The sequence below is a fragment of the Escherichia sp. MAL-1 genome (genome assembly GCF_052948035.1).
The window spans coordinates 3,182,790-3,209,348 of the sequence record NZ_CM129609.1; the positions used below are offsets into that span (position 1 = coordinate 3,182,790).

The 26,559-nt window shown below is 51.8% G+C and carries 20 protein-coding genes and 1 tRNA gene; 8 read left to right on the forward strand and 13 right to left on the reverse strand.

Annotated elements, in window-relative coordinates; genetic code table 11:
- The first annotated feature begins 208 nt into the window (after positions 1-208).
- On the forward strand, positions 209-835 hold the full coding sequence (ycaC, locus tag ACU8XX_RS15890; protein WP_000165879.1) for an isochorismate family cysteine hydrolase YcaC: 627 nt from the start codon (positions 209-211) through the stop codon (positions 833-835).
- 34 nt (positions 836-869) lie between these two features.
- Here the strand turns inward: ycaC and dmsC are convergent, their stop codons facing one another.
- From dmsC to lrp, 8 genes are all read right to left on the reverse strand, one after another.
- Positions 870-1,733 carry a dimethyl sulfoxide reductase anchor subunit DmsC gene (dmsC, locus tag ACU8XX_RS15895; RefSeq protein WP_000534637.1) on the reverse strand — a complete coding sequence of 288 codons (864 nt, stop codon included), beginning with the start codon at positions 1,731-1,733 and terminating at the stop codon, positions 870-872.
- A 1-nt stretch (position 1,734) separates the two neighbouring features.
- Positions 1,735-2,352, reverse strand: a complete 618-nt coding sequence (gene dmsB, locus ACU8XX_RS15900; RefSeq protein WP_000213098.1) for a dimethylsulfoxide reductase iron-sulfur subunit DmsB — start codon at positions 2,350-2,352, stop codon at positions 1,735-1,737.
- Between the two features lie 10 nt (positions 2,353-2,362).
- Positions 2,363-4,807, reverse strand: a complete 2,445-nt coding sequence (dmsA, locus tag ACU8XX_RS15905; protein WP_000850303.1) for a dimethylsulfoxide reductase subunit A — start codon at positions 4,805-4,807, stop codon at positions 2,363-2,365.
- A 238-nt stretch (positions 4,808-5,045) separates the two neighbouring features.
- Positions 5,046-6,338 (reverse strand): serine--tRNA ligase, encoded by a 1,293-nt coding sequence (serS, locus tag ACU8XX_RS15910; RefSeq protein ID WP_000886683.1) that lies wholly within the window; start codon positions 6,336-6,338, stop codon positions 5,046-5,048.
- Positions 6,339-6,428: 90 nt separating this feature from the next.
- Positions 6,429-7,772, reverse strand: coding sequence for a replication-associated recombination protein RarA (rarA, locus tag ACU8XX_RS15915; protein ID WP_000067755.1), 1,344 nt, complete (start codon positions 7,770-7,772; stop codon positions 6,429-6,431).
- Between the two features lie 10 nt (positions 7,773-7,782).
- On the reverse strand, positions 7,783-8,394 hold the full coding sequence (gene lolA, locus ACU8XX_RS15920) for an outer membrane lipoprotein chaperone LolA (protein WP_001295343.1): 612 nt from the start codon (positions 8,392-8,394) through the stop codon (positions 7,783-7,785).
- A 154-nt stretch (positions 8,395-8,548) separates the two neighbouring features.
- On the reverse strand, positions 8,549-12,499 hold the full coding sequence (gene ftsK / locus ACU8XX_RS15925) for a DNA translocase FtsK (protein WP_016241999.1): 3,951 nt from the start codon (positions 12,497-12,499) through the stop codon (positions 8,549-8,551).
- Between the two features lie 134 nt (positions 12,500-12,633).
- A complete protein-coding gene (gene lrp / locus ACU8XX_RS15930) occupies positions 12,634-13,128 on the reverse strand; it encodes a leucine-responsive transcriptional regulator Lrp (protein ID WP_000228473.1) in 495 nt (164 codons plus the stop codon).
- Positions 13,129-13,672: 544 nt separating this feature from the next.
- Here lrp and trxB point away from each other — a divergent pair.
- The 6 genes from trxB to ACU8XX_RS15960 all read left to right on the forward strand — a co-directional run bounded on the left by trxB (position 13,673) and on the right by ACU8XX_RS15960 (position 19,839).
- Positions 13,673-14,638, forward strand: a complete 966-nt coding sequence (gene trxB, locus ACU8XX_RS15935) for a thioredoxin-disulfide reductase (RefSeq protein WP_000537418.1) — start codon at positions 13,673-13,675, stop codon at positions 14,636-14,638.
- Between the two features lie 122 nt (positions 14,639-14,760).
- A complete protein-coding gene (cydD, locus tag ACU8XX_RS15940) occupies positions 14,761-16,527 on the forward strand; it encodes a heme ABC transporter permease/ATP-binding protein CydD (protein WP_001043575.1) in 1,767 nt (588 codons plus the stop codon).
- A complete protein-coding gene (gene cydC, locus ACU8XX_RS15945) occupies positions 16,528-18,249 on the forward strand; it encodes a heme ABC transporter ATP-binding protein/permease CydC (protein ID WP_016241998.1) in 1,722 nt (573 codons plus the stop codon).
- 41 nt (positions 18,250-18,290) lie between these two features.
- Entirely contained in the window at positions 18,291-18,995 is a 705-nt protein-coding gene (gene aat, locus ACU8XX_RS15950; protein WP_001241678.1) for a leucyl/phenylalanyl-tRNA--protein transferase, read from the forward strand.
- Positions 18,996-19,279: 284 nt separating this feature from the next.
- Positions 19,280-19,498, forward strand: coding sequence for a translation initiation factor IF-1 (gene infA / locus ACU8XX_RS15955; protein ID WP_001040187.1), 219 nt, complete (start codon positions 19,280-19,282; stop codon positions 19,496-19,498).
- A gap of 253 nt (positions 19,499-19,751) precedes the next feature.
- A tRNA-Ser gene (locus tag ACU8XX_RS15960) sits at positions 19,752-19,839 on the forward strand.
- Positions 19,840-20,238: 399 nt separating this feature from the next.
- Here the strand turns inward: ACU8XX_RS15960 and clpA are convergent.
- The 3 genes from clpA to yljB all read right to left on the reverse strand — a co-directional run bounded on the left by clpA (position 20,239) and on the right by yljB (position 23,039).
- Positions 20,239-22,515, reverse strand: coding sequence for an ATP-dependent Clp protease ATP-binding subunit ClpA (gene clpA, locus ACU8XX_RS15965; RefSeq protein ID WP_000934040.1), 2,277 nt, complete (start codon positions 22,513-22,515; stop codon positions 20,239-20,241).
- A gap of 30 nt (positions 22,516-22,545) precedes the next feature.
- A complete protein-coding gene (gene clpS / locus ACU8XX_RS15970; protein WP_000520792.1) occupies positions 22,546-22,866 on the reverse strand; it encodes an ATP-dependent Clp protease adapter ClpS in 321 nt (106 codons plus the stop codon).
- A 98-nt stretch (positions 22,867-22,964) separates the two neighbouring features.
- Positions 22,965-23,039, reverse strand: a complete 75-nt coding sequence (gene yljB / locus ACU8XX_RS15975; protein ID WP_001406719.1) for a protein YljB — start codon at positions 23,037-23,039, stop codon at positions 22,965-22,967.
- Positions 23,040-23,188: 149 nt separating this feature from the next.
- On the opposite strand from yljB, the gene cspD reads away from it, so the two are divergent.
- The gene (cspD, locus tag ACU8XX_RS15980) at positions 23,189-23,413 is read left to right on the forward strand and encodes a cold shock-like protein CspD (protein WP_000410785.1); all 225 of its coding nucleotides are present in this window, start codon (positions 23,189-23,191) and stop codon (positions 23,411-23,413) included.
- 72 nt (positions 23,414-23,485) lie between these two features.
- Here the strand turns inward: cspD and macB are convergent, their stop codons facing one another.
- Together macB and macA are read right to left on the reverse strand one after the other, a co-directional pair.
- The gene (macB, locus tag ACU8XX_RS15985; protein WP_000188180.1) at positions 23,486-25,432 is read right to left on the reverse strand and encodes a macrolide ABC transporter ATP-binding protein/permease MacB; all 1,947 of its coding nucleotides are present in this window, start codon (positions 25,430-25,432) and stop codon (positions 23,486-23,488) included.
- A complete protein-coding gene (gene macA, locus ACU8XX_RS15990) occupies positions 25,429-26,544 on the reverse strand; it encodes a macrolide transporter subunit MacA (protein WP_103745117.1) in 1,116 nt (371 codons plus the stop codon). Before macA ends, macB begins: the two co-directional genes overlap by 4 nt.
- Between the last annotated feature and the right edge of the window lie 15 nt (positions 26,545-26,559).

The window sequence follows — 26,559 nt, forward strand, 5'->3', positions numbered from 1 at the left end:
TTATATTACTCATTCATAACGCTAATGCTGAAGAGATGATTAGTCTCATCTGATTGTTTTTATTGAACTAACACAAATTTCATACGCTTCGTTCAGTCGAAAAATTTCATGGTCACAGCAAACTCATATTTCCCGTCTATGCTTTCAGAGCAATGCATCGCGTCTGATCGATTTCAGACGTACCACTGACTCTCGAAAGGAGAAGAGGATGACCAAACCGTATGTTCGTCTTGATAAAAATGATGCTGCCGTTTTGCTTGTTGATCACCAGGCTGGTTTACTTTCCCTTGTACGGGATATCGAACCCGATAAGTTTAAAAATAACGTGCTGGCGCTGGGTGACCTGGCTAAGTATTTCAACTTACCAACTATTCTTACCACCAGTTTTGAAACCGGTCCTAACGGCCCATTAGTTCCAGAACTGAAAGCACAATTCCCCGATACACCTTACATTGCTCGCCCGGGAAATATTAACGCCTGGGATAACGAAGATTTTGTAAAAGCTGTCAAAGCGACAGGTAAAAAACAGTTAATTATTGCCGGTGTGGTAACCGAAGTTTGCGTGGCATTCCCGGCGCTTTCAGCCATTGAAGAAGGGTTTGACGTCTTTGTCGTGACTGACGCGTCAGGGACCTTTAATGAAATTACCCGGCATTCGGCATGGGATCGCTTGTCGCAAGCTGGTGCGCAATTGATGACATGGTTCGGCGTGGCGTGCGAGCTGCATCGCGACTGGCGTAATGATATTGAAGGACTGGCGACGTTGTTCTCTAACCACATTCCTGATTATCGTAATTTGATGACCAGTTATGACACGTTAACGAAGCAGAAATAAAAGAGAACCGGGGCCGAAACCCCGGTTGTTATGATTAGCTTGCGACGGCCATCCCCACGGTCATATGCAAACCATAGAATACGCCGCGACCGATTAATTCCCCTGCCAGAAGCAGAATGAATGATACAGAAAGTAGCGGAACCGCAGGCTGATAACCTTTTAGCTGTGGTGCAATCCACAAGCACAGGGCAACGGCCAAAAGCACGATCCGCCAGGACATCAGCGCACCATAGTCCGGCACCAGCGCTGCGGCCTGCTGCACAGAACTATGAATAGTCGCCAGCTCTGCGCCCTGCATCACTGACACCACGCCACTCACTACCAGTGCCAGTACAGAAATTGCTGGCAGCAGACGCATCGCCCAGCCATCGACGCCAGCCAGACTCAACAACAGGTAACCCAGTAACGGGCCGCCCATAAACATCGTCAGGAAGAAGCCCATCGGCGTCCAGATGCTGTACCAGGTCGGAACGGTATCAATGCTGTTATACACACGCACCATCATCCAGACAAAGATGACGCCAAGAACCATCGTCACTATCAGCCACAGCGTACGCAATGCCGGTGACAGCTTTTTCAGCATTGCCAGCAACCAGCCGATGCCGCCTACGGCAAAAAAGATCGAACCGCTGGCGATTTCGTTACTGAGTGCTGAAGCCCCTACCCGGTTGAGCGAGTTAAAAGCGCGCATTGGTGAACCAAGATGGAGCATAGAGGCGATAAAGCCAATGCCCATCAGCACCCATAAACCAAACATGCAGGCGATAACACGCTGCTGGGCTTCTGCTCGCAGGTCGCCTTTGAGCAGCGCCAAAGCCAGAACGATAAAACCACCTGCTACACATTGCCCGAAGACCGTGAAGATCATCAGCGGCCATTCATGCCATCCACTTCCCATCTCACACCTCCTTCGGGTTTGCCAGATAGCCAGTGGTATCCCCGGTCGGGCGGCTATTGGCATTGGGTTTGATCACAATATTCGGTTTGGTAAAGTGAGCTCGCGGCAACGGCGCAACGGCCGCCAGATCGCCATGTTTTTTACGCAGCTCGTCGATAGGGCCGAAATCCAGCGCCCGCAGCGGACAAGATTCAACACAGATCGGCTTTTTACCCTCCGCAACACGGTCATAACAACCATCGCATTTGGTCATATGGCCTTTCGTTTCGTTATATTGCGGTGCGCCATACGGGCAAGCCATATGGCAGTAGCGGCAGCCAATGCACACATCTTCATCGACCACAACAAAACCATCTTCACGTTTATGCATCGCACCGCTCGGGCAGACTTTAGTACAAGCCGGATCTTCGCAGTGGTTACATGAAATCGACAGATAGTAGGCAAACACGTTCTGGTGCCAGACACCGTTATCTTCCTGCCAGTCGCCGCCAGCATATTCATAAATGCGGCGGAAGCTGACTTCTGGCGTCAAATCTTTGTAGTCTTTACAGGCCAGCTCGCAGGTTTTGCAACCGGTGCAACGGCTGGAATCAATAAAAAATCCATACTGGGTTGTCATCGGTTACTCCTTACACCTTTTCAACCTGAACAAGGTTTGTATGTGACGGATTCCCCTTAGCGAGAGGAGACGGACGTTGAGTGGTCAGTACGTTAATACAACCACCCTTATCGACACGTTTTGCATCCGGGTCATACCAGGCACCTTCACCCAGTGCGACCACACCCGGCATCATTCGTGGCGTCACTTTCGCCTCAATATGAACCTCACCACGATCGTTAAAGATCCTGACTTTATCGCCGTTGTGGATACCGCGTTTTTGGGCATCAAGCGGGTTGATCCACATTTCCTGACGGCAAGCCGCTTTCAGCACATCAACGTTGCCGTAAGTTGAGTGAACGCGAGATTTATAGTGGAAACCTGTAAGCTGCAGCGGATACTGTTTGTTCAGCGGATCCTGATAACTTTCAAAGCCCGGCGTGTAGATCGGCAGTGGATCGATCACATCGCCTTCAGGCAATTCCCAGGTAGCGGCAATGTCAGCCAGCGCCTGCGAATAAATCTCAATTTTGCCCGATGGCGTAGTCAGTGGGTTTGCCTGCGGATCTTCACGGAAGGCTTTATAAGCAACGTGATGCCCTTGTGGGTCGCGCTTTTTAAAGATCCCCTGCTTGCGGAACTCTTCAAACGTTGGCAGTTCAGGAATCGCTTCCCGCGACTGGGCATACAGATGCCGCATCCACTCTTCCTGGGTACGGCCTTCAGTAAACTGTTGCTCAACGCCAAGACGTTTTGCCAGTTCGCTAGTCATTTCATAGATGGTCTTACATTCAAAGCGCGGTTTAATCACCTGATCGTTGAAAATCACGTAAGACATATTCCCGCAGGATGCATCCAGCGCAAAGTCCATCTGTTCGGAAGCGGTGCAGTCAGGCAGCAGGATGTCAGCATATTTCGCCGATGAGGTCATGTGGCAGTCGATAACCACAATCAGCTCGCACTTCTTATCATCCTGAAGGATTTCATGGGTACGGTTGATTTCAGAATGCTGGTTAATCAGGCAGTTACCGGCATAGTTCCAGATCATTTTGATCGGCACATCCAGCTTATCTTTCCCGCGTACACCATCACGCAGCGCCGTCATTTCCGGGCCACGTTCAATGGCATCGGTCCACATAAACATCGAAATGCTGGTCTGGATCGGGTTTTCCAAGGTCGGCATACGGACAAACGGTAAGCTGTATGAACCTTCACGCGCGCCGCTGTTGCCTCCGTTAATACCAACGTTACCGGTCAGAATCGCCAGCATCGAGATAGCACGGGTTGCGATTTCACCGTTAGCGTGACGCTGCGGGCCCCATCCCTGGCTGATAAACGCCGGTTTGGTACTACCGATTTCACGAGCCAATTTGATGATTTTGTCTGCCGGAACACCAGTGATTTGCGAGGCCCATTCCGGCGTTTTAGCCACGCCATCTGGCCCTTCACCCAGAATATAAGCTTTATAGTGGCCATTTTTCGGCGCACTGGCTGGCAGGGTTTTCTCATCGTAGCCAACGCAATATTTATCGAGGAATGCCTGATCCACCAGGTTTTCAGTGATCATGACGTACGCCAGACCGTTAACCAGTGCGGCATCTGTTCCCGGACGAATAGGGATCCACTCATCTTCGCGCCCGGCACCGGTGTCGGTATAGCGCGGATCGATGATGATCATGCGGGCATTAGATTTCTGGCGTGCCTGTTCAAGATAGTAAGTCACCCCACCGCCACTCATTCGCGTTTCGCCAGGGTTATTACCAAACAGCACTACCAGCTTACTGTTTTCGATATCCGACGGGCTGTTGCCATCTGCCCAGCCGCCGTAGGTATAGTTCAAACCTTCCGCAATTTGCGCGGAGGAGTAGTCGCCGTAATGGTTCAGATAGCCGCCGCAGCAGTTCATCAGCCGCGCGACCAGGGTATTTCCCGGCGGCCAGGAGCGGGTCATGGTGCCGCCCAGCGTACCGGTGCCATAGTTCAGATAGATAGACTCGTTGCCGTACTCTTTGATCAGGCGCTGCATATTGGTCGCGATGATGTCGTAGGCTTCTTCCCAGCTAATGCGCTCGAATTTGCCTTCACCGCGCGCCCCGACTCGTTTCATCGGATATTTCAGGCGGTCCGGATTGTAGACACGGCGACGCATGGAACGCCCACGCAGGCAGGCGCGAACCTGGTGCAGGCCGTCGTAATTGTCATCGCCGGTATTGTCCGTTTCGACATATTTGATTTCACCGTCCACGACGTGCATACGTAGCGGGCAGCGACTACCACAGTTAACTGTACAGGCGCTCCAGATAACCTTTTCGTCTGATTTTGTTGGAATGGCGCTATCGACAGCGTGCGCAATCCGACTAAAAGGTAATGTTAATGCGCTGCTGGCCATTGCCAGGCCGCCGATCGCTGTCGTTTTTACCAAACCACGGCGACTCACCTCAGCAGCCAATACCGCATCAGGGATTTTCGTTTTCATAATGGCTCACTCAAGCTTGCTCACGATTGATTCCAGTAACAAACCGTATTGTGTAATTATTTCTATAGCAGTTCGCTATATAGGCTTGTATACATCGAATAATTTGAAAATCAAAGAGATAGGTAGATTTTCACTCGAAAGTAGTATTACGTGTAAGTGAGGAGTAATTATTGTTCGGTATCAAAGGGAGACAAAAAAAGCGCCCGCAGGCGCTTTTTAGATTCAGAAAAATTGGGTATTAGCCAATATATTCCAGTCCGTTCATATACGGACGCAGAACTTCTGGTACTTCAATACGACCATCAGCCTGCTGATAGTTTTCCATTACTGCAACCAGCGTACGACCAACAGCCAGACCAGAACCGTTCAGGGTATGAACCAGACGGGTTTTCTTGTCCGACTTGCTGCGGCAACGTGCCTGCATACGACGTGCCTGGAAATCCCAAACGTTGGAGCAGGAAGAGATCTCACGGTAGGTGTTCTGTGCCGGGATCCATACTTCCAGGTCGTAAGTTTTGCAAGCGCCAAAGCCCATGTCGCCAGTGCAAAGGATGATTTTACGGTACGGCAGGCCCAGCAACTGCAGGACTTTTTCTGCATGACCAGTCATCTCTTCCAGCGCCGCCATTGAGTCTTCTGGGCGCACGATCTGCACCATTTCAACTTTGTCGAACTGGTGCATACGGATCAGACCACGGGTGTCACGACCATATGAACCGGCTTCAGAACGGAAGCATGGGGTGTGGGCGGTCATCTTAATTGGCAGATCATCTTCATCGATGATTTCACCGCGCACCAGGTTAGTCAGCGGAACTTCTGCCGTTGGGATCAGCGCATAGTTACTGGTGTCTGCTTCTTCTTCCAGCGGACGAGTATGGAACAGATCGCCAGCAAATTTCGGCAGTTGACCCGTACCGTACAGCGTGTCCTGGTTAACCAGGTACGGAACATAGTTCTCACTGTAGCCATGCTGTTCGGTATGCAGATCCAGCATAAACTGCGACAGTGCGCGGTGCATGCGAGCAATCTGCCCTTTCATTACCACAAAGCGGGAACCAGTCAGCTTAACTGCAGCTGCAAAGTCGAGGCCAGAGTGCATTTCACCCAGCGTCACGTGGTCACGAACTTCAAAGTCAAACTCACGCGGGGTACCCCAGCGGCTGACTTCAACGTTGTCATTTTCGTCTTTACCTACCGGCACTTCATCTGCAGGCAGGTTAGGGATGGTCAGCGCGATATCGCGAATTTCAGCCTGTAAAGCATCCAGCTCGGCTTTTGCTGCATCCAGCTCTTCGCCCAGTTTGTTCACTTCCAGACGTAAAGGCTCGATATCTTCCCCGCGCGCTTTCGCCTGGCCAATGGATTTCGATCGGGAGTTACGCTCCGCTTGCAGGTTTTCCGTTTTGACCTGCAATACTTTACGACGCTCTTCAAGAGCGCCCAGCTTATCTACATCCAGCTTAAAGCCCCGGCGTGCCAGTTTTTCAGCGACTGCGTCTGGCTCATTACGCAGCAGATTGGGATCGAGCATGCTTATCCTGTGCTTATCGAATTAAATGGGAGATGTGGCCACAGCCTGCGACCACAGGGATACAGTAACAACATTACCGCAACGATAACATTAACGGTAGCGTTTTATGGGGCTATTTTGATCCTGTTCAGCCAGCCAGGCGAGCTTTTCGCCAATCTTGCCTTCAAGGCCCCTGTTTGTCGGGAAATAATAGCGTGTTTGTGCTATTTCCGGCGGGAAGTAAACCTCACCGGCAGCATAAGCGTTTGCTTCATCATGAGCGTAACGATATTCCTGCCCGTAGCCCATTTCCTTCATTAATTTCGTCGGCGCATTACGCAAATGAACCGGCACGTCATAATCCGGGCGTTCGCGAGCATCGGCCAGCGCGGCTTTAAACGCAGTGTAGACAGCGTTGCTTTTTGGCGCGCAGGCCAGGTAAACAATCGCCTGAGCAATGGCGCGTTCACCTTCCGCCGGGCCAACGCGAGTAAAGCAATCCCAGGCCGCAATTGCCACCTGCATCGCCCGTGGATCGGCATTACCGACGTCTTCAGACGCAATCGCCAGACAGCGACGCGCGACATATAACGGATCGCCACCAGCGGTAATAATTCGCGCATACCAGTACAGCGCCGCATCGGGTGCGCTACCACGTACCGACTTATGCAGTGCGGAAATCAGATCGTAAAAGCGATCGCCTTTGTTATCAAAGCGGGCGCTACGTTCACCGGCGATTTCGGTCAGTAATTCAGGCTTCAGGACCCGCTTACCGCTATCATCGACTTCGGCCATATCCGCCATCATTTCCAGCGTATTTAACGCCCGGCGCGCGTCGCCATTCACCAGTTCAGCAATGGCGCGTCGTGTTTCATCTGGCAGAACAATATCCTGACCACCATAGCCACGGGTTTTGTCTTCCATCGCCTGAGTTAGTACTTGCTCAATATCCTCTGTACTCAGGGATTTCAACAGATAGACACGGGCACGGGAAAGCAGTGCCGAATTAAGCTCAAACGACGGGTTTTCAGTGGTTGCGCCAATAAAAGTGATGGTGCCGTCTTCAATATGTGGCAGAAATGCATCCTGCTGGCTTTTGTTGAAACGGTGAACTTCGTCAACAAAAAGAATAGTGCGGCGACCTGCATTGCGGTTTTGCCGGGCGCGCTCGATCGCCTCGCGAATCTCTTTCACGCCAGAGGTGACGGCAGAAATACGTTCCACATCAGCGTTCGCATAGCGGGCAATCACTTCAGCGAGAGTTGTTTTGCCGGTACCCGGCGGCCCCCAGAGGATCATAGAATGTAAATGCCCGGCTTCGATAGCGCGCGGCAACGGCTTCCCCGCAGCCAGCAAATGTTGCTGGCCGATATACTGTGCTAAATTTTCTGGCCGCATACGCGCGGCCAGAGGTTGAAAAGTATTATCCGAAAAATCGAGCGACAGATTGCTCACTCAGGTGCCTCTACTTACGTTGATCATCTACCGTGACGCCTTGCGGCGGGGTGAAGGTAAATTTCGCTGCATCCACAGCCCCATTTTGCTGGGATTTCAGTTGATAACTGCTGCGCTGATCGTCCTGCTCCACCGCGCTAAACTGATGGATTGTGCCATCACGTCCCACGTTAATGGTGAACTGCTTCAGATTGCCATTGCTGGCTTTCGGCGTCAGGACAAAGTCATCGCCATTCTGTTTGATATTGTACTGCTGCCAGTCGCTGGACTGGTTGCGGGCAATCAGCATAAACGGCGTATTACCGGTGGCATCTTTCAGCCAGGTTGCCGTAGCTTGCTCAACGAACGGGTTATAGAACCACAGTGTTTTACCGTCAGAAACCAGAATGCTTTCATCAGGTTGTGTCATATGCCAGTTGAATAAGTTTGGACGTTTCACCCACAGATCGCCCTGACCTTCCTGCACCGCCGCGCCGCTACCGTCAGTCACTTTTTGTGTGAAGCTGGCGTGGAAGCTGCTGACTTTATCCAGGCGGCTTTTCAGATCGCTTGCGGCATCAGCCCAAACGCTGCTTGCTACTAAGCTTGAGAGTAATGCACAGGTGATGGCAATTTTTTTCATCATTATTCCTCAAATTACGTCACTCCCGATCGGGAGTTCCCTCTACTCTCTATTCCAGGCTAATAATCAGCTTGAGGAAAGAAGAAAATACTGAATTTTCAGTTGATAGAGTGCCGGATGCGACGCTACCGCGCCTTATCCGGCAATGCATTAATTAGTCAAACGGCGGTGGGGCCAGCACTTCACGATTACCGTTGTGCCCCTGTTCGCTGACAATCCCCTGCGCTTCCATCTGTTCGATAATACGCGCTGCACGGTTATAACCAATGCGGAACTGACGCTGTACGCCAGAAATTGACGCTTTGCGTTTTTCAGTGACAAACTGCACCGCCTGATCGAACAACGGATCCAGTTCTTCAGCGCCATCGAAACCACCCGCACCACCTTCGCTTTCGCTGTCGGAGGTGATGCCATCAACATACTGTGGGCGACCACGCGCTTTCCAGTCCTGCACCACGGCATGAACTTCCTGATCGCGAACAAAAGCACCATGGACACGTACCGGCAACGTGGAGTTCGGCCCAGAGTAGAGCATATCCCCCATACCCAGCAGTGATTCCGCGCCAGCCTGATCAAGAATGGTACGTGAGTCAATCTTACTGGATACGGTAAAGGCGATACGGGTCGGAATATTCGCTTTAATCAGACCAGTAATAACATCAACCGATGGACGCTGAGTTGCCAGTACGAGGTGGATACCCGCGGCACGGGCTTTTTGCGCCAGACGTGCTATCAGCTCTTCCACTTTTTTACCTACCGTCATCATCAGGTCGGCAAATTCGTCAACCAACACCACAATGTATGGTTCTTTTTTCAGCACCGGATGCTGGGCATCCATACTGTCACCCGGCTTCCAGTACGGGTCTGGAATCGGACGCATCATGCGATCGGCTTCAGCAATTTTTTCGTTATAACCCGCCAGATTACGCACACCCAGCGCAGACATCAGTTTATACCGACGCTCCATCTCGTTAACACACCAGCGCAGCGCGTTGGCGGCATCTTTCATATCAGTAACGACTTCCGTTAACAGATGCGGAATGCCTTCATAAACCGAAAGCTCCAGCATTTTCGGGTCGATCATGATGAAACGCACATCTTCTGGCTGTGCTTTATAAAGCATGCTCAGGATCATCGCGTTCACACCGACAGATTTACCGGAACCGGTAGTCCCCGCAACCAACAAGTGCGGCATTTTCGCCAGATCGGCAACCACCGGCTCACCGGCGATATCTTTACCCAGCACCACGGTTAATGGCGACGGATTATCGCGGAATTTGGCGTTATCCAAAACTTCGCGCAGATAAACGGTTTGTCGTTTTTTATTCGGTAACTCCAGACCTACATAGGGTTTGCCAGGAATAACTTCAACGACACGCACCGCCACCGTCGAAAGTGAACGGGCAAGGTCCCGTGACAAGTTAGAAATGCGCGCCGCTTTTACGCCCGGTGCCAGGTTCAATTCAAAGCGAGTGATAACCGGCCCCGGAGAGTAATTGACGACATCGGCTTTAATACGGAAATCAGCCAGACGCGCTTCCACCAGGCGAGCCATTTGTTCAAGCGCAAAGGTATCTACCGGCTCCACTTCGCTCGGCGGCGGTGTCAGCAAATCCAGAGAAGGCAGCGGCGTCGTCGGTTTATGCAACGGACGGCTGTCGCCATTACGCATCAACAGCGGATGAAGCAGGGTATCCTGCGGTTGTGGCGCAACTGGCTGTTGTGGCTGCTGATACTGCTGCTGCGGCGCAACCGGTTGTTGCGGCTGCTGATATTGCTGCTGTGGCGCAACCGGTTGTTGCGGCTGCTGATACTGCGGCTGCGGCGGAACTGGTTGTTGCGGCTGCTGATATTGCTGCTGCGGTGCAACCGGTTGTTGCGGCTGCTGTACAGGTTCAACAATTGGCGTAAACAACGGTTCGTGTGGACCATCATCCAGCAACGCTTTCATTGGCGAAAATTCAAAATCATCCAGCGAGAACGGATTCGCCCCAGCCGGTTGTTCGCCGGAATAACGTTGTTGTTGAGTTTGCGCAAACTGACGAGCCAGTTCAGCCTCTGCCGCAGCATCTGCATCTTCTGCGTTTACGGGCACATCATGTTGATACTGTTCGCCATAGCGTTGCTGCTGTGTCTGGGCGAACTGACGTGCCAGTTCATCCTGCTGCATCGCATCGATTTCATCATCGTTGTACTGATCGCCAGAATCGTACTGATTGCGCTGGGCTTCACGGGCTTTTTCTTCCGCCGCACGCTGTGAGGGCAGCTTAATACCGTAAGACGCCAGTTCACGACGAGTTGGCACGCGGATACGTTTCGGTCGTGGCAACTGCGGACCAATCCCCTCTTTGACCTGAGGACGCGGTCCACCGCTATTTGCCAGACTGAAGACTGGCGCGGCAACGGTTGCGGCAGCCCCCGTCGCCAGTGTCGCTTTTTTCACGCCAGATGCCAGCGGGGAAACAGCGGCAGCGGCTTCTACTGGAGGTACTGCTGCAACAGAAGGTGCTTTCAGCGAAGATTTGATCGGTTCTGGTTCTTTAACCGGTTCTGGAATCGGTTGATACCAGGCCGCAAGTTGTTCACGTTCACGGGCTCGCTTCTCTTCAACTTCTTCAAAGTAGTAAAGCGGCGGACGCGCGGGTTTTGTCTCTTCTACAACGGGTTCAGGCTCCACAACAGGCTGCTGTTCAACGGGTTGCGGCTGTTGGTACAACGGCTCCTGAGCGGCTGGCTGCTGATAAGTTTGCTCAGTCTGGTATGTAGACTGTGGAGCAAAAGTGGATTGCTGCTCTTCGGCTTGCCAGGCGTTACCTGCCACCGGTTGTTCTGGCGCAGGGGCATAATACGGCTGTTGCGCAGGTTGTTCAGCTGCAGGTGCATAATACGGCTGCTGCGGCTGTACTGGTTGTTGCAGCGGCTCATTATATTGCACTGCAGGCTGCGCATATTGTGACTGCTGTGGGTAACCTTCCGGTGCAGGAGCAATAACCGGCTCTCCCGTTTGTGGACCCGGTACAGGCTGCCAGGCTACTGTAGGTTGCGCAGGTGGAACATCAACAGAGGCAACAGGCGGCGTCTGAGTCACAGGTTCAACCGGCGCAGCCCAGCTTTGTGTCGCCGTGGTAGCAGCAGCTGCTACAGCGACAGGTTCGGTAATTGGCGCACCGTTTAATAATGGATCGTATTCGTCATATTCTGGCTGCGTTGCACGATTGCCCGAAAATAGGACGTCGTCCGGGTCGGCAGCCACACCGCGTGCAGTGTAGGTAATCTCTTCGTCATCATCCATCCGCTTACCGGAGAACAACGCAGCGTCTGTTTGCCGCCCCATCGGATTAATGAATTTTTCCGCCAACCGTTTACGACGCGCTAGCGCGCCGCGAAGAATACGGGCACGGCGTGATTCATGCTGTTTGCCGTGATTTTCATCTTCATACTCTTCGTCGTCTTCATACTCATCTTCATCGACCCAGGTATCATCGCGACGGGTACGATTACTGGCGAAGGTGAGAATGTTTAAAATCCAGCCGCCGAGTTTTTCAGCAATGGTCACCCATGACCAACCGGTGAACAACGTCAGGCCCGCTGCCCAAACGCAGAGCAGCGCAATAGTTCCCCCGCTACTGTGTAGCAGTGGTTGTAGCGTAGTGCTTAGTAAGCTGCCAATGACGCCACCGGAGGCAAAATACCAGATATCGTCAGCGTTGATTGCCGCCAGACCACAGGAGGTAAGGATGAGCGCCAAAACGCCAATGATGCGTAGCGAAACGGCAAAATAATCAATGTATTCGTCGCTGGACTGATGACGCCAGGCAAACCAACAACCGCCGACAATAATGACGGGAATGGTGTAAGCCATCACGCCAAAAATAAAGAACAGCGTATCTGCCAACCACGCACCGGGCATCCCACCTAAATTATGGATAGGTTCATGCCAGGCCGTTTGCGACCAGCTGGGGTCCGAAGGGTTAAAGCTTAGTAAGGCAGCCATCAACCAGACGGCAAACAGGACAATAAGGATCAGCAACGCCTCCAGAAGGCGGCGGCCGCTACTTAACTTTGTCAATGTGACTTCTTTGTCTTCAGTGTATTCCTGGCTCAAGAAAGGCTCTCCAGGTTACAGGCTTTTCCTGCCCGATGCTAAAACGGACAACAGTACCAGGTTACCCCAGTACTGTTGCTGTATGGATTAACAGGAGTGTAATCAAAATACGCCGATTTTGCACCTGTTCCGTGTTAGCGCGTCTTAATAACCAGACGATTACTCTGCTTGACTTCTTCCATAACAACGTATGTCCGTGTGTCATTGACGCCAGGCAGACGCAGCAGGGTTTCCCCCAGCAACTTACGGTAGGCTGACATATCCGGCACGCGTGTTTTCAACAGGTAGTCGAAATCACCGGATACTAAATGACACTCCTGAATTTCTTCAAGTTTTTGTACAGCGGTATTGAATTGTTCAAACACATCCGGTGCGCCACGATTCAGAGTAATCTCAACGAATACCAGAAGTGATGCATCCAGATAATGGGGGTTAAGCAGCGCCGTATAGCCCTGAATAAACCCTTGTCTTTCCAGCCGACGCACACGCTCAAGGCACGGCGTTGGGGAAAGTCCCACACGTTTAGAAAGCTCGACGTTAGAAATACGCCCATCCTTTTGCAACTCATTAAGAATGTTACGATCGATACGGTCGAGATCTTTGCCAGGGCGCTTCTTGCTATCTACCATTATTATTGTCTCTCTGTATTCCTTCCCTACTCCTGTCTGACCCTGAAACATCACTGTTCAGAGTCGCTACCCGTCACGATAGACCGAAATCATGAAGATTCACGGCGCGCAATGCCTGGGTCTACGGTGAGAAGACCGTTGCCTTGTGGCAGCTATCGACATCACGAATGGCGTCTGTCCACGCCATACGTAGATTTCACTAGCACGGTAAACATGGTATTTACATGCATGGTTATGCGCATATAAGAATACTGTTTTTTTTCTTCCTCGAATGTTTTCGCAAAACACCAGGGGATTGTCAAAGCAAAACATCGATTTTTAGTACAACATGCCAGATATTCATTAACAGGGGCGTTTATTCATCATTTAATCGGCTTATAAAGCGGGAAATTTAAGTAGCAGAGGTGATAATGACGGGAGAATTTGACCTGCTTATCGATGCTGCCGATTGCACAAATTGTTAACAAAATCGTCATACTCTTTTTTTACGTCTGTAAATTCCCTACAATCCTGCCCATTGTCTGCCAACAACTATGGGGATCTCATGGGCACGACCAAACACAGTAAACTGCTTATCCTGGGTTCAGGCCCGGCGGGATACACCGCTGCTGTCTACGCGGCGCGCGCCAACCTGCAACCTGTGCTGATTACCGGCATGGAAAAAGGCGGCCAACTGACCACCACCACGGAAGTGGAAAACTGGCCTGGCGATCCAAACGATCTGACCGGTCCGTTATTAATGGAGCGCATGCACGAACATGCCACCAAGTTTGAAACTGAGATCATTTTTGATCATATCAACAAGGTGGATCTGCAAAACCGTCCGTTCCGTCTGAATGGCGATAACGGCGAATACACTTGCGACGCGCTGATTATTGCCACCGGAGCTTCTGCACGCTATCTCGGCCTGCCCTCTGAAGAAGCCTTTAAAGGCCGTGGGGTTTCTGCTTGTGCAACCTGCGACGGTTTCTTCTATCGCAACCAGAAAGTTGCGGTCATCGGCGGCGGCAATACCGCGGTTGAAGAGGCGCTGTATCTGTCTAACATCGCTTCGGAAGTGCATCTGATTCACCGCCGTGACGGTTTCCGCGCGGAAAAAATCCTCATTAAGCGCCTGATGGATAAAGTGGAGAACGGCAACATCATTCTGCACACCAACCGTACGCTGGAAGAAGTGACCGGCGATCAAATGGGTGTCACTGGCGTTCGTCTGCGCGATACGCAAAACAGCGATAACATCGAGTCACTCGACGTTGCCGGTCTGTTTGTTGCTATCGGTCACAGCCCGAATACTGCGATTTTCGAAGGGCAGCTGGAACTGGAAAACGGCTACATCAAAGTACAGTCGGGTATTCATGGTAATGCCACCCAGACCAGCATTCCTGGCGTCTTTGCCGCAGGCGACGTGATGGATCACATTTATCGCCAGGCCATTACTTCGGCCGGTACAGGCTGCATGGCAGCACTTGATGCGGAACGCTACCTCGATGGTTTAGCTGACGCAAAATAATTTTACAAATCAGTAACAAAAGTAAAGAAGGCGACACCATGCGACTATGGGTCGCCTTTATTTTTTCCCCGTTGTAACATTGCTCTGCAAATAATTCTGATAACTCACCTGCTAAGCGTGCAATGAATAAATCTCGTCAAAAAGAGTTAACCCGCTGGTTAAAACAGCAAAGCGTCATCTCCCAACGTTGGCTGAATATTTCTCGTCTGCTGGGCTTTGTGAGCGGCATATTGATCATTGCCCAGGCCTGGTTCATGGCGCGAATTCTGCAACATATGATTATGGAGAATATTCCCCGTGAAGCCCTGCTGCTTCCCTTTACGTTACTGGTTCTGACCTTTGTACTGCGCGCATGGGTGGTCTGGTTACGCGAACGGGTGGGTTATCACGCCGGGCAGCATATCCGCTTTGCCATCCGCCGTCAGGTTCTCGACCGTCTGCAACAAGCAGGGCCAGCGTGGATTCAGGGTAAACCTGCGGGGAGCTGGGCGACGCTGGTACTCGAGCAAATTGACGATATGCATGATTACTATGCACGCTATCTGCCGCAAATGGCGCTGGCAGTGTCGGTGCCGTTGCTGATTGTGGTGGCGATCTTCCCCTCTAACTGGGCTGCGGCGCTCATTCTGCTGGGCACAGCACCGCTAATTCCGTTGTTTATGGCGCTGGTTGGAATGGGGGCTGCCGATGCTAACCGACGTAACTTTCTCGCTCTTGCTCGCTTAAGTGGGCATTTCCTCGATCGCCTGCGCGGCATGGAAACATTGCGTATTTTTGGTCGTGGTGAAGCTGAAATTGAAAGTATTCGTTCTGCTTCGGAAGATTTCCGCCAACGGACAATGGAAGTGCTACGACTGGCGTTTTTATCCTCCGGCATTCTCGAATTTTTTACCTCGCTGTCAATTGCTCTGGTGGCGGTCTACTTTGGTTTTTCCTATCTCGGCGAGCTGGATTTTGGTCACTACGATACTGGCGTGACGCTGGCTGCGGGTTTTCTGGCCCTGATCCTTGCGCCAGAGTTTTTCCAGCCATTACGCGATCTCGGTACGTTTTATCATGCTAAAGCCCAGGCTGTTGGTGCAGCTGACAGTCTGAAAACGTTTATGGAAACCCCGCTCGCCCATCCGCAGCGCGGTGAGGCGGAATTAGCATTGACCGATCCGCTGACCATTGAGGCCGAGGATCTGTTTATCACGTCGCCGGAAGGTAAAACGCTGGCCGGACCGCTGAACTTTACTTTGCCAGCAGGCCAACGTGCAGTGTTGGTTGGTCGCAGCGGTTCAGGTAAAAGCTCACTGCTGAACGCGCTTTCTGGTTTTCTCTCATATCAGGGATCATTACGAATCAACGGGATAGAATTACGCGATTTATCACCAGAATCATGGCGTAAACATCTCTCCTGGGTTGGGCAAAACCCACAATTACCGGCAGCAACATTGCGGGATAACGTACTACTGGCGCGACCTGATGCCAGCGAACAAGAATTACAAGCAGCGCTGGATAACGCCTGGGTCAGCGAGTTTCTACCGCTCCTGCCACAAGGCGTTGATACGCCTGTTGGCGACCAGGCTGCCCGCCTTTCCGTGGGGCAGGCGCAGCGCGTGGCGGTGGCCCGTGCGTTACTAAATCCCTGTTCGCTATTACTGTTGGATGAACCCGCTGCCAGCCTTGATGCTCACAGTGAACAGCGCGTAATGGAGGCGCTGAATGCCGCCTCTCTGCGCCAAACAACGTTAATGGTCACCCACCAGTTAGAAGATCTTGCTGACTGGGATGTCATTTGGGTAATGCAGGATGGTCAGATTATTGAGCAAGGACGTTACGCGGAATTAAGTGTGACTGGTGGCCCATTCGCCACATTACTGGCCCATCGTCAGGAGGAGATTTAAATGCGCGCTTTGCTACCCTATCTGGCACTGTATAAACGTCATAAATGGATGTTAAGTCTTGGTATTGTGCTGGCAATTGTGACGCTGCTCGCCAGTATCGGTCTGTTGACACTTTCCGGCTGGTTCCTCTCGGCCTCAGCGGTTGCGGGGGTTGCCGGACTGTACAGCTTCAACTATATGCTACCCGCTGCGGGCGTGCGTGGTGCAGCAATCACCCGTACTGCCGGGCGTTATTTTGAACGTCTGGTAAGTCACGACGCGACTTTCCGCGTGTTGCAGCATCTGCGCATTTACACCTTCAGCAAATTGTTGCCCCTCTCCCCTGCCGGACTGGCGCGCTATCGTCAGGGCGAATTGCTCAACCGCGTGGTGGCGGATGTTGATACGCTCGATCATCTTTACCTGCGCGTTATCTCGCCGCTGGTGGGCGCTTTTGTGGTGATTATGGTGGTGACAGTCGGGTTAAGTTTCCTTGATTTCACCCTCGCCTTTACGCTGGGCGGCATTATGTTACTGACGCTTTTCCTGATGCCACCGCTGTTTTATCGTGCGGGAAAAAGCGCCGGGCAAAATATGACTCATCTTCGCGGGCAGTATCGCCAACAACTGACGGCCTGGCTGCAAGGGCAAGCTGAGCTGACCATTTTTGGTGCCAGCGATCGTTATCGCACGCAACTAGAGAATACAGAAATTCAATGGCTGGAAGCGCAACGCCGTCAATCTGAACTGACCGCATTGTCGCAAGCGATAATGCTGCTCATTGGCGCGTTAGCGGTGATCCTGATGCTGTGGATGGCGTCTGGCGGCGTTGGCGGCAATGCTCAACCCGGCGCGTTAATTGCCCTGTTTGTCTTCTGCGCGTTAGCCGCGTTTGAAGCACTGGCACCAGTAACAGGTGCATTTCAGCATCTGGGGCAAGTCATTGCCTCTGCCGTACGTATCTCTGACTTAACGGATCAAAAACCGGAGGTCACCTTTCCTGATACCCAAACTCGTGTTGCCGATCGCGTTTCGCTGACGTTACGGGATGTTCAGTTCACTTATCCGGAGCAATCTCAACAGGCACTTAAAGGGATTTCTCTTCAGGTAAACGCCGGGGAACATATAGCGATTCTCGGGCGAACCGGATGCGGCAAATCAACACTGTTACAACTGCTGACCCGCGCATGGGACCCGCAACAGGGCGAGATTTTGCTTAACGATAGCCCCATAGCCAGCCTGAATGAAGCGGCTCTACGACAGACCATCAGCGTTGTTCCTCAGCGAGTGCATCTGTTTAGCGCCACGCTGCGTGATAATCTTTTACTCGCCTCGCTTGGCAGTAGTGATGAGGCTCTGTCGGAGATCTTGCGTCGCGTTGGCCTGGAAAAGCTGCTCGAGGATGCAGGTCTCAACAGTTGGTTAGGTGAAGGCGGACGCCAGCTCTCCGGTGGTGAACTGCGCCGTCTGGCTATCGCCCGTGCGCTGTTACATGATGCGCCACTGGTGTTGCTGGATGAACCTACCGAAGGCTTAGATGCCACAACCGAAAGCCAGATCCTTGAATTGCTTGCAGAAATGATGCGTGAGAAAACGGTGTTAATGGTCACCCATCGACTTCGCGGACTCTCTCGTTTCCAACAAATAATAGTGATGGACAACGGGCAAATTATTGAGCAAGGTACTCACGCAGAACTGCTTGCCAGACAGGGGCGTTATTACCAGTTCAAGCAGGGTTTGTAAGCTATTATTGAACGATCCGACTTGCGTGGAGTTTTGCGGTCATGCGCCTGGTTCAGCTTTCTCGCCATTCAATAGCCTTCCCTTCCCCGGAAGGCGCATTACGTGAGCCTAACGGCCTGCTGGCACTTGGGGGCGATCTTAGCCCTGCGCGCCTGTTAATGGCTTATCAGCGTGGTATTTTTCCGTGGTTTTCTCCAGGCGACCCCATCCTCTGGTGGTCGCCCGATCCCCGCGCGGTGCTATGGCCAGAATCACTGCATATCAGCCGTAGTATGAAGCGATTTCATAAACGCTCGCCCTATCGTGTCACGATGAATTACGCTTTTGGTCAGGTCATTGAAGGCTGTGCCAGCGATCGCGAAGAAGGAACCTGGATCACGCGTGGCGTGGTCGAAGCCTACCATCGCCTTCACGAACTCGGTCATGCCCACTCCATTGAAGTCTGGCGTGAAGATGAGCTTGTCGGCGGTATGTACGGCGTGGCCCAGGGAACGCTATTTTGTGGCGAGTCCATGTTCAGCCGGATGGAAAATGCGTCTAAAACGGCGCTTCTGGTATTCTGTGAGGAATTTATCGGTCATGGCGGTAAGCTTATCGACTGCCAGGTCCTTAACGATCACACAGCATCGCTTGGTGCCTGCGAAATTCCCCGCCGGGATTACCTTAATTATCTCAATCAAATGCGCCTCGGACGATTGCCGAATAATTTCTGGGTACCACGGTGCTTGTTTTCACCACAAGAATGAATGTTTTCGGCACATTTCTCCCCAGAGTGTTATAATTGCGGTCGCAGAGTTGGTTACGCTCATTACCCCGCTGCCGATAAGGAATTTTTCGCGTCAGGTAACGCCCATCGTTTATCTCACCGCTCCCTTATACGTTGCGCTTTTGGTGCGGCTTAGCCGTGTGTTTTCGGAGTAATGTGCCGAACCTGTTTGTTGCGATTTAGCGCGCAAATCTTTACTTATTTACAGAACTTCGGCATTATCTTGCCGGTTCAAATTACGGTAGTGATACCCCAGAGGATTAGATGGCCAAAGAAGACAATATTGAAATGCAAGGTACCGTTCTTGAAACGTTGCCTAATACCATGTTCCGCGTAGAGTTAGAAAACGGTCACGTGGTTACTGCACACATCTCCGGTAAAATGCGCAAAAACTACATCCGCATCCTGACGGGCGACAAAGTGACTGTTGAACTGACCCCGTACGACCTGAGCAAAGGCCGCATTGTCTTCCGTAGTCGCTGATTGTTTTACCGCCTGATGGGCGAAGAGAAAGAACGAGTAAAAGGTCGGTTTAACCGGCCTTTTTATTTTGTGATATGTATGAAGTACTTTGGAAGTATAAGTCCATAACTTGTCTCGATGTAGATATACTGCACAAGTTGTTTACAGTATGAGCAAACAATAATTATCATTAAAATTCTTCTTGACCGTTTTACTCCAACTCCCTATAGTAGCGCCCCGTTGCCACCCATGAGGTTTGGCAGCAAAACAATTTGGTGAGGTGTCCGAGTGGCTGAAGGAGCACGCCTGGAAAGTGTGTATACGGCAACGTATCGGGGGTTCGAATCCCCCCCTCACCGCCATATTTAAAGAAGAGCTCGTACGAAAGTGCGAGCTTTTTTTTCGCATTTTATCTGTCTGTACGGCAGTGAACATGGTGGGTGGAGTATGTTACCTGTGAATTTCTAAGCTGCCTGTACGGCAGTGAACGTTCGCTGCAACCGCTAGCCAAGACGGTAGGTTTTTCTAAGCTGCCTGTACGGCAGTGAACTCAAATACTACACGTTTAGCCCGTTGTTAATAAAGCAAAACCATCCCATTCTCCTGCAGCACCCTTTTTTATCCTTACCTTCCAGCAGCACTAATTATCAACAACTTACCTTCACCTCCAAAAATAGGGTTTTCACCGTTCCACCCCATAAATAAAAAGTCCGTAACCTCTTTCGAGATTACGGACTTGACCAACCTACCTGACAATCAGATTAATGCGCTGCTTCCGCCTTGTGCTTTTGTGCACTCTGGAATCCGTAAGTCAGCTCATTTTTCGCTTTATCCAGTGCGACGGTGACCTGACCGCCGTCCACCAGCGAACCAAACAGCAGTTCGTTGGCGAGCGGTTTTTTCAGGTTGTCCTGGATGACACGCGCCATCGGACGAGCGCCCATTGCCCGGTCGTAACCTTTCTCGGCCAGCCAGTTACGCGCTTCCTGGCTCACTTCCAGAGAAACACCTTTCTGATCCAGCTGAACCTGCAACTCGACGATGAATTTATCCACCACCTGATGGATCACGTCGGTTGACAGATGATCAAACCAGATAATGTTGTCGAGACGGTTACGGAATTCCGGTGTAAAGATCTTCTTGATCTCTTCCATCGCATCGGTGCTGTTATCCTGGTGGATAAGACCAATGGATTTGCGCTCAGTTTCCCGTACCCCGGCGTTGGTGGTCATCACCAGCACCACGTTACGGAAGTCTGCTTTGCGTCCGTTGTTATCGGTCAGCGTACCGTTATCCATCACCTGCAACAGAATATTGAACACGTCCGGGTGCGCTTTCTCGATTTCGTCCAGCAGCAGCACCGCATGTGGATGCTTGATGACCGCATCAGTCAGCAAACCGCCCTGATCAAAACCAACGTATCCCGGAGGCGCACCAATAAGACGGCTGACGGTATGGCGTTCCATATACTCGGACATATCAAAGCGCAGAAGCTCAATGCCCAAAGCTTTCGAAAGCTGTACCGTCACCTCTGTTTTCCCGACCCCGGTAGGGCCGGCAAACAGGAACGAACCAACCGGTTTATGTTCGTGACCTAAACCTGCACGCGCCATCTTAATGGCTTCAGTCAGCGCCTCAATGGCTTTATCCTGACCGAAGACCAGCATTTTCAAGCGATCGCCGAGGTTTTTCAGGGTATCACGATCACTCTGAGAAACACTCTTCTCTGGAATGCGTGCAATACGGGCCACCACGGACTCAATATCCGCCACATTAACGGTTTTCTTGCGTTTGCTTACCGGCATCAGGCGTGCGCGAGCGCCCGCTTCGTCGATAACATCAATGGCTTTATCCGGCAGATGACGATCGTTAATGTATTTCACCGCCAGCTCTACCGCCGCACGCACCGCTTTTGCGGTATAACGCACGTCGTGGTGCGCTTCATACTTCGGTTTCAGGCCATTGATGATTTGAACAGTTTCTTCGATCGACGGTTCAGTAATATCAATTTTCTGGAAGCGACGCGCCAGAGCACGGTCTTTCTCGAAAATGTTGCTGAACTCCTGATAGGTTGTCGAACCAATTACACGAATTTTACCGCTGGAGAGCAACGGTTTGATTAGGTTAGCCGCATCGACCTGACCACCAGACGCTGCACCCGCACCGATAATGGTGTGGATCTCATCAATAAACAGGATGCTGTTAGTGTCCTGCTCCAGCTGCTTGAGCAACGCTTTAAAACGTTTTTCAAAGTCGCCGCGATATTTTGTGCCCGCTAACAGAGAACCGATATCGAGAGAGTAAATCGTACAGTCAGCCATCACTTCCGGCACATCGCCCTGAACAATTCGCCAGGCAAGACCTTCCGCAATCGCGGTTTTACCGACACCAGATTCCCCCACCAGCAGCGGGTTGTTTTTACGGCGACGGCAGAGAACCTGAATAGCACGCTCCAGCTCCTTCTCACGACCAATCAGTGGGTCGATTCCGCCCACGCGCGCAAGCTGATTCAGGTTCGTCGTGAAATTCTCCATACGTTCCTCCCCACCAGCTTGTTCTTCGCTGTTTGGCTGGCTGCCAGGATCAGAAGACTGTGTCGGCTCGTCTTTACGCGTGCCATGAGAGATAAAGTTCACCACATCGAGACGGCTGACTTCATGTTTACGCAACAGATATGCCGCCTGCGACTCCTGTTCGCTAAAGATAGCGACCAGAACGTTTGCACCGGTAACCTCATTGCGACCGGAGGACTGGACATGGAAGACCGCACGTTGCAGTACACGCTGAAAACTCAGCGTCGGCTGTGTGTCGCGCTCCTCTTCACTGGCAGGCAGAACGGGTGTGGTTTGTTCAATAAAGGCTTCCAGTTCCTGACGGAGCGCAACCAAATCCACAGAACACGCTTCCAGCGCCTCCCGGGCAGATGGGTTACTGAGCAGCGCCAGTAACAAGTGCTCGACGGTCATAAACTCATGACGGTGCTCGCGCGCTCTGGCGAAAGCCATATTTAAACTGAGTTCCAGTTCTTGATTGAGCATAGGCACCTCCCCCAATTTTTATGCCTGCATTCAGGCTTTTTCTAGCGTACACAGCAATGGATGCTCATTCTCCCTCGCGTACTTGTTCACCATCGCCACTTTGGTTTCTGCAACCTCGGCGGTAAAGACTCCGCAAATGGCCTTCCCCTGGTAGTGAACAGCGAGCATCAATTGCGTTGCACGTTCTACATCATAAGAAAAGAATTTTTGTAACACGTCAATAACAAACTCCATCGGAGTGTAATCATCATTGACTAATATCACTTTATACATAGATGGCGGTTTTAGCGCGTCGCGAACTTTTTCTTCCGCCAGTTGTTCAAAGTCCAGCCAGTCGTTCGTTTTACCCATTGTCAGTTATCATCTTCGGTTACGGTTATCGGCAGAACGCCCTGCCGCTGACAAGAGCTTATTTGCCTGACCAATCTACTCCACATGATAGATAACTATCATCTATCGTTGGCATCAGCGACATCTGTCACATTCCTGTCAATAGCGTTAACTGCTTCAAATTTTTGATTCATACCTGCCCCTTGTCCCCTGTCAAATGCTTGACGGCTCGCCCTAATTCTCTAAATTGTATTTCTAGAGTTGGCGAGGTTTTGAACAGCCCCCTCTCTGACCCCGGTTTATTCCATCTTACTTGTATAAGATTTGCGAAGGATGTCGAAGCATGGAAAAGGGTACTGTTAAGTGGTTCAACAATGCCAAAGGGTTTGGTTTCATCTGCCCTGAAGGCGGCGGCGAAGATATTTTCGCTCATTATTCCACCATTCAGATGGATGGTTACAGAACGCTAAAAGCTGGACAATCCGTTCAGTTTGATGTCCACCAGGGGCCAAAAGGCAATCACGCCAGTGTTATTGTGCCCGTCGAAGTAGAAGCGGCAGTCGCATAGCTCTTCTGTCTCATTGTGTACATCCTAAAGGCAAAATGCCAGCCCGATCGGCTGGCATTTTTATCTCAAAAATTACTCTCGTGCCAGAGCATCTACTGGATCCAGTCGTGCCGCATTTCGTGCGGGTAACCAGCCAAATAAAATCCCGGTGACCGTCGAGCAGAGAAACGCCAGCAGCAGCGCCAACGGTGAAAAACCAATCTCCCAGCCGGGTAAGAAAAGCTGCAAGGTGAAAGCAATTAACAGTGACAGTGTTATTCCCAACGCGCCACCGACCAGGCAAACCAGTACGGCTTCGATCAGGAACTGTTGCAAAACATCGCTTGCTCGCGCACCTACAGCCATGCGAATGCCAATTTCCCGCGTCCGCTCGGTCACTGACACCAGCATAATATTCATTACACCAATACCGCCCACCACCAGCGAAATCACCGCCACCAGCGTCAGAAACAGTTGTAAAGTACGTGTGGTCTTTTCAACAGTTTTCAAGACGCCGTCCATGTTCCAGGTAAAGAAATCCTTCTTTCCGTGGCGCAGTGAAAGTAAACGCGTGAGTTGCTGTTCCGCCTCGGCGCTGTCAAATCCTTCTTTCACCCTGACAGTAATGGAGTTAAGCCACGACTGGCCCATAACTCGCCCGGACATCGTGCTGTAAGGTAGCCAGACACGCAGCACTTTACTGCTACCAAACATCGACTGTTTTTCTTCCGCCACACCAATGACTCTGGCGGGCATATTGCCGACCAGAATCACCTCGCCAACCACATCTGCTTTATGGGGGAAAAGCTGGCGGCGAGTATTACTGTCGAGAACCACGACCTGCGCACGACCGTTCAGCTGCTCCTGATTAAAGGTGTTCCCTTCACTGAAGGTCATGCCATAGACATTAAAATAATCGCCGCTCACGCCATTGGCACTGGCAGCAACATCAACATTGTTATAACGCAGGCGCAGGTTTTGCGAGACGGCAGGTGTGGCTGAGGCGACCCACGGTTGTTTTTGGATGGCGATTAAGTCGTCGTACTTCAGCGCCTGTTGATATTGCGGATCGTCATCGCCAAAATCTTTCCCGGGATAGACATCAATAGTATTCGTACCAATAGAACGAATATCCGCCAGCACCATTTGTTTGGCGGCGTCACCCACCACGACAATGGAAACCACCGACGCAATACCGATAATAATCCCCAGCATGGTCAGTAAAGTACGCATTTTATTCGCTGCCAGCGCCCGCCATGCCATCGTCAGCGCCTCGTTAAAACCGCTGACAAACTGCCGCCAGCCAGACACCGTGTTGACAACAGGCTCCGTCCCGCCAGCAACATTCACTTTTTCAATGGCGGGAGGATTGCGCACAATTTCGCCGTCGCGAATTTCGATCACCCGCTCGGCCTGAGCAGCGACCTGCGGATCGTGGGTGACGATAATCACCGTATGCCCGCGATCGCGCAGCTGATGCAGGATCGCCATCACCTCTTCGCCAGAATGGCTGTCCAGTGCGCCGGTTGGTTCATCGGCAAGAATTACCTGACCGCCGTTCATCAATGCCCGCGCGATGCTGACGCGCTGTTGCTGACCACCCGAAAGCTGTGCCGGATAATACTCTGTACGGTCTTCCAGCCCCAGCCGTTGCAGCAACTCCTGGGCGCGAAGCAGCCGCTGTTTCCGCTCAAGACCAGCATAGACGGCGGGAACTTCAACGTTCTGCTCGGCGGTTAAATGCGAAAGCAAATGGTAACGCTGGAAAATAAAGCCGAAATGCTCGCGGCGCAGTTGCGCCAGCGCATCGGCGTCCAGCGTGGCAACATCCTGACCGGCGACGCGATAGGTGCCGCTGGTGGCCTTATCCAGACAGCCGAGAATATTCATCAGGGTCGATTTACCGGAACCCGAAGCGCCAACAATCGCCACCATCTCACCCGCATAAATATCGAGGGTGATGCCCTTCAACACCTCAACCTGCTCATCACCGGCAGGATAGCTGCGACGAATATCCTTTAATTCGAGCAAAGGCGTCATTGTGCAGCTCCTGGTTTGGCCTCACCAATCACCACTTCATCGCCCGCTTCCAGCCCTTTGACAATCTCAACATCGGTATCGTTACGTGCGCCAATCGTCACTTCACGCTCGCGTGTTTCACCATTACGCAACAATTTGACTTTATAACGATTATCGCCAACCGGATCGCCTAACGCCGACAGAGGGATCGTCAGCACATTTTTCACATCGGTGAGCTGAATATGCACTTGCGCAGTCATATCCAGCCGCAGCAAACCATTGGGGTTGGGGACTTCAAAACGGGCGTAATAGAAAATAGCGTCGTTAACCTTTTCCGGCGTCGGTAGTACATCCTTGATTTGCCCCTCGTAGCGCGTCAGTGGATCGCCAAGTACCGTAAACCAGGCTTTTTGCCCCGGCTTCAGGTGGATTACATCCGCTTCAGAAACCTGCGCTTTTACCAGCATGGTGCTCATATCTGCCAGCGTCAGAATGTTCGGTGCTTGTTGTGCGGCAATCACCGTCTGGCCTTGCAGAGTGGTGATTTGCGTGACTTCCCCGGCCATCGGGGCAACGATGCGAGTGTAATCGAGATTGGTTTTAGCCGTATCGAGAGAAGCCTGATTGCGCTTGATTTGCGCGTCAATGGTGCCAATTTGCGCCTGTTTCACAGCCATCTCCGTCGCGGCGGTGTCGAGATCCTGCTGTGAAACCGCCTGCGTTTGTGCCAGACGTTGCTGACGGGAATACGTCACCCGCGCCAGTTTCAGCTCCGCTTCCGCCTGCTGCCGCTGCGCGCGTAGCTCCATCAGCGTTGCTTCGACCTCCTTGATCTGGTTTTCAGCCTGTTTAGGATCAATGACCCCTAAAAGCTGGTCTTTTTTTACTTTATCGCCAATCGCCACCGACAGCGTTTTCAACTGACCGCTGACCTGCGCGCCCACGTCAACCTTACGCAGCGCGTCCAGCTTTCCGGTCGCCAGCACGCTTTGCTGTAAATCACCGGGGCGCACAATCAGTGTCTGATAAGTCGGCACGGGTGCGTTAAGAATTCTCCATAACGTAATCAGTCCGGCGATGACTATCACCAGCGCAATAACGTAACGCTTCTTCACGGTTTTCCGCTTTTTCATAAATATTCTGAATAC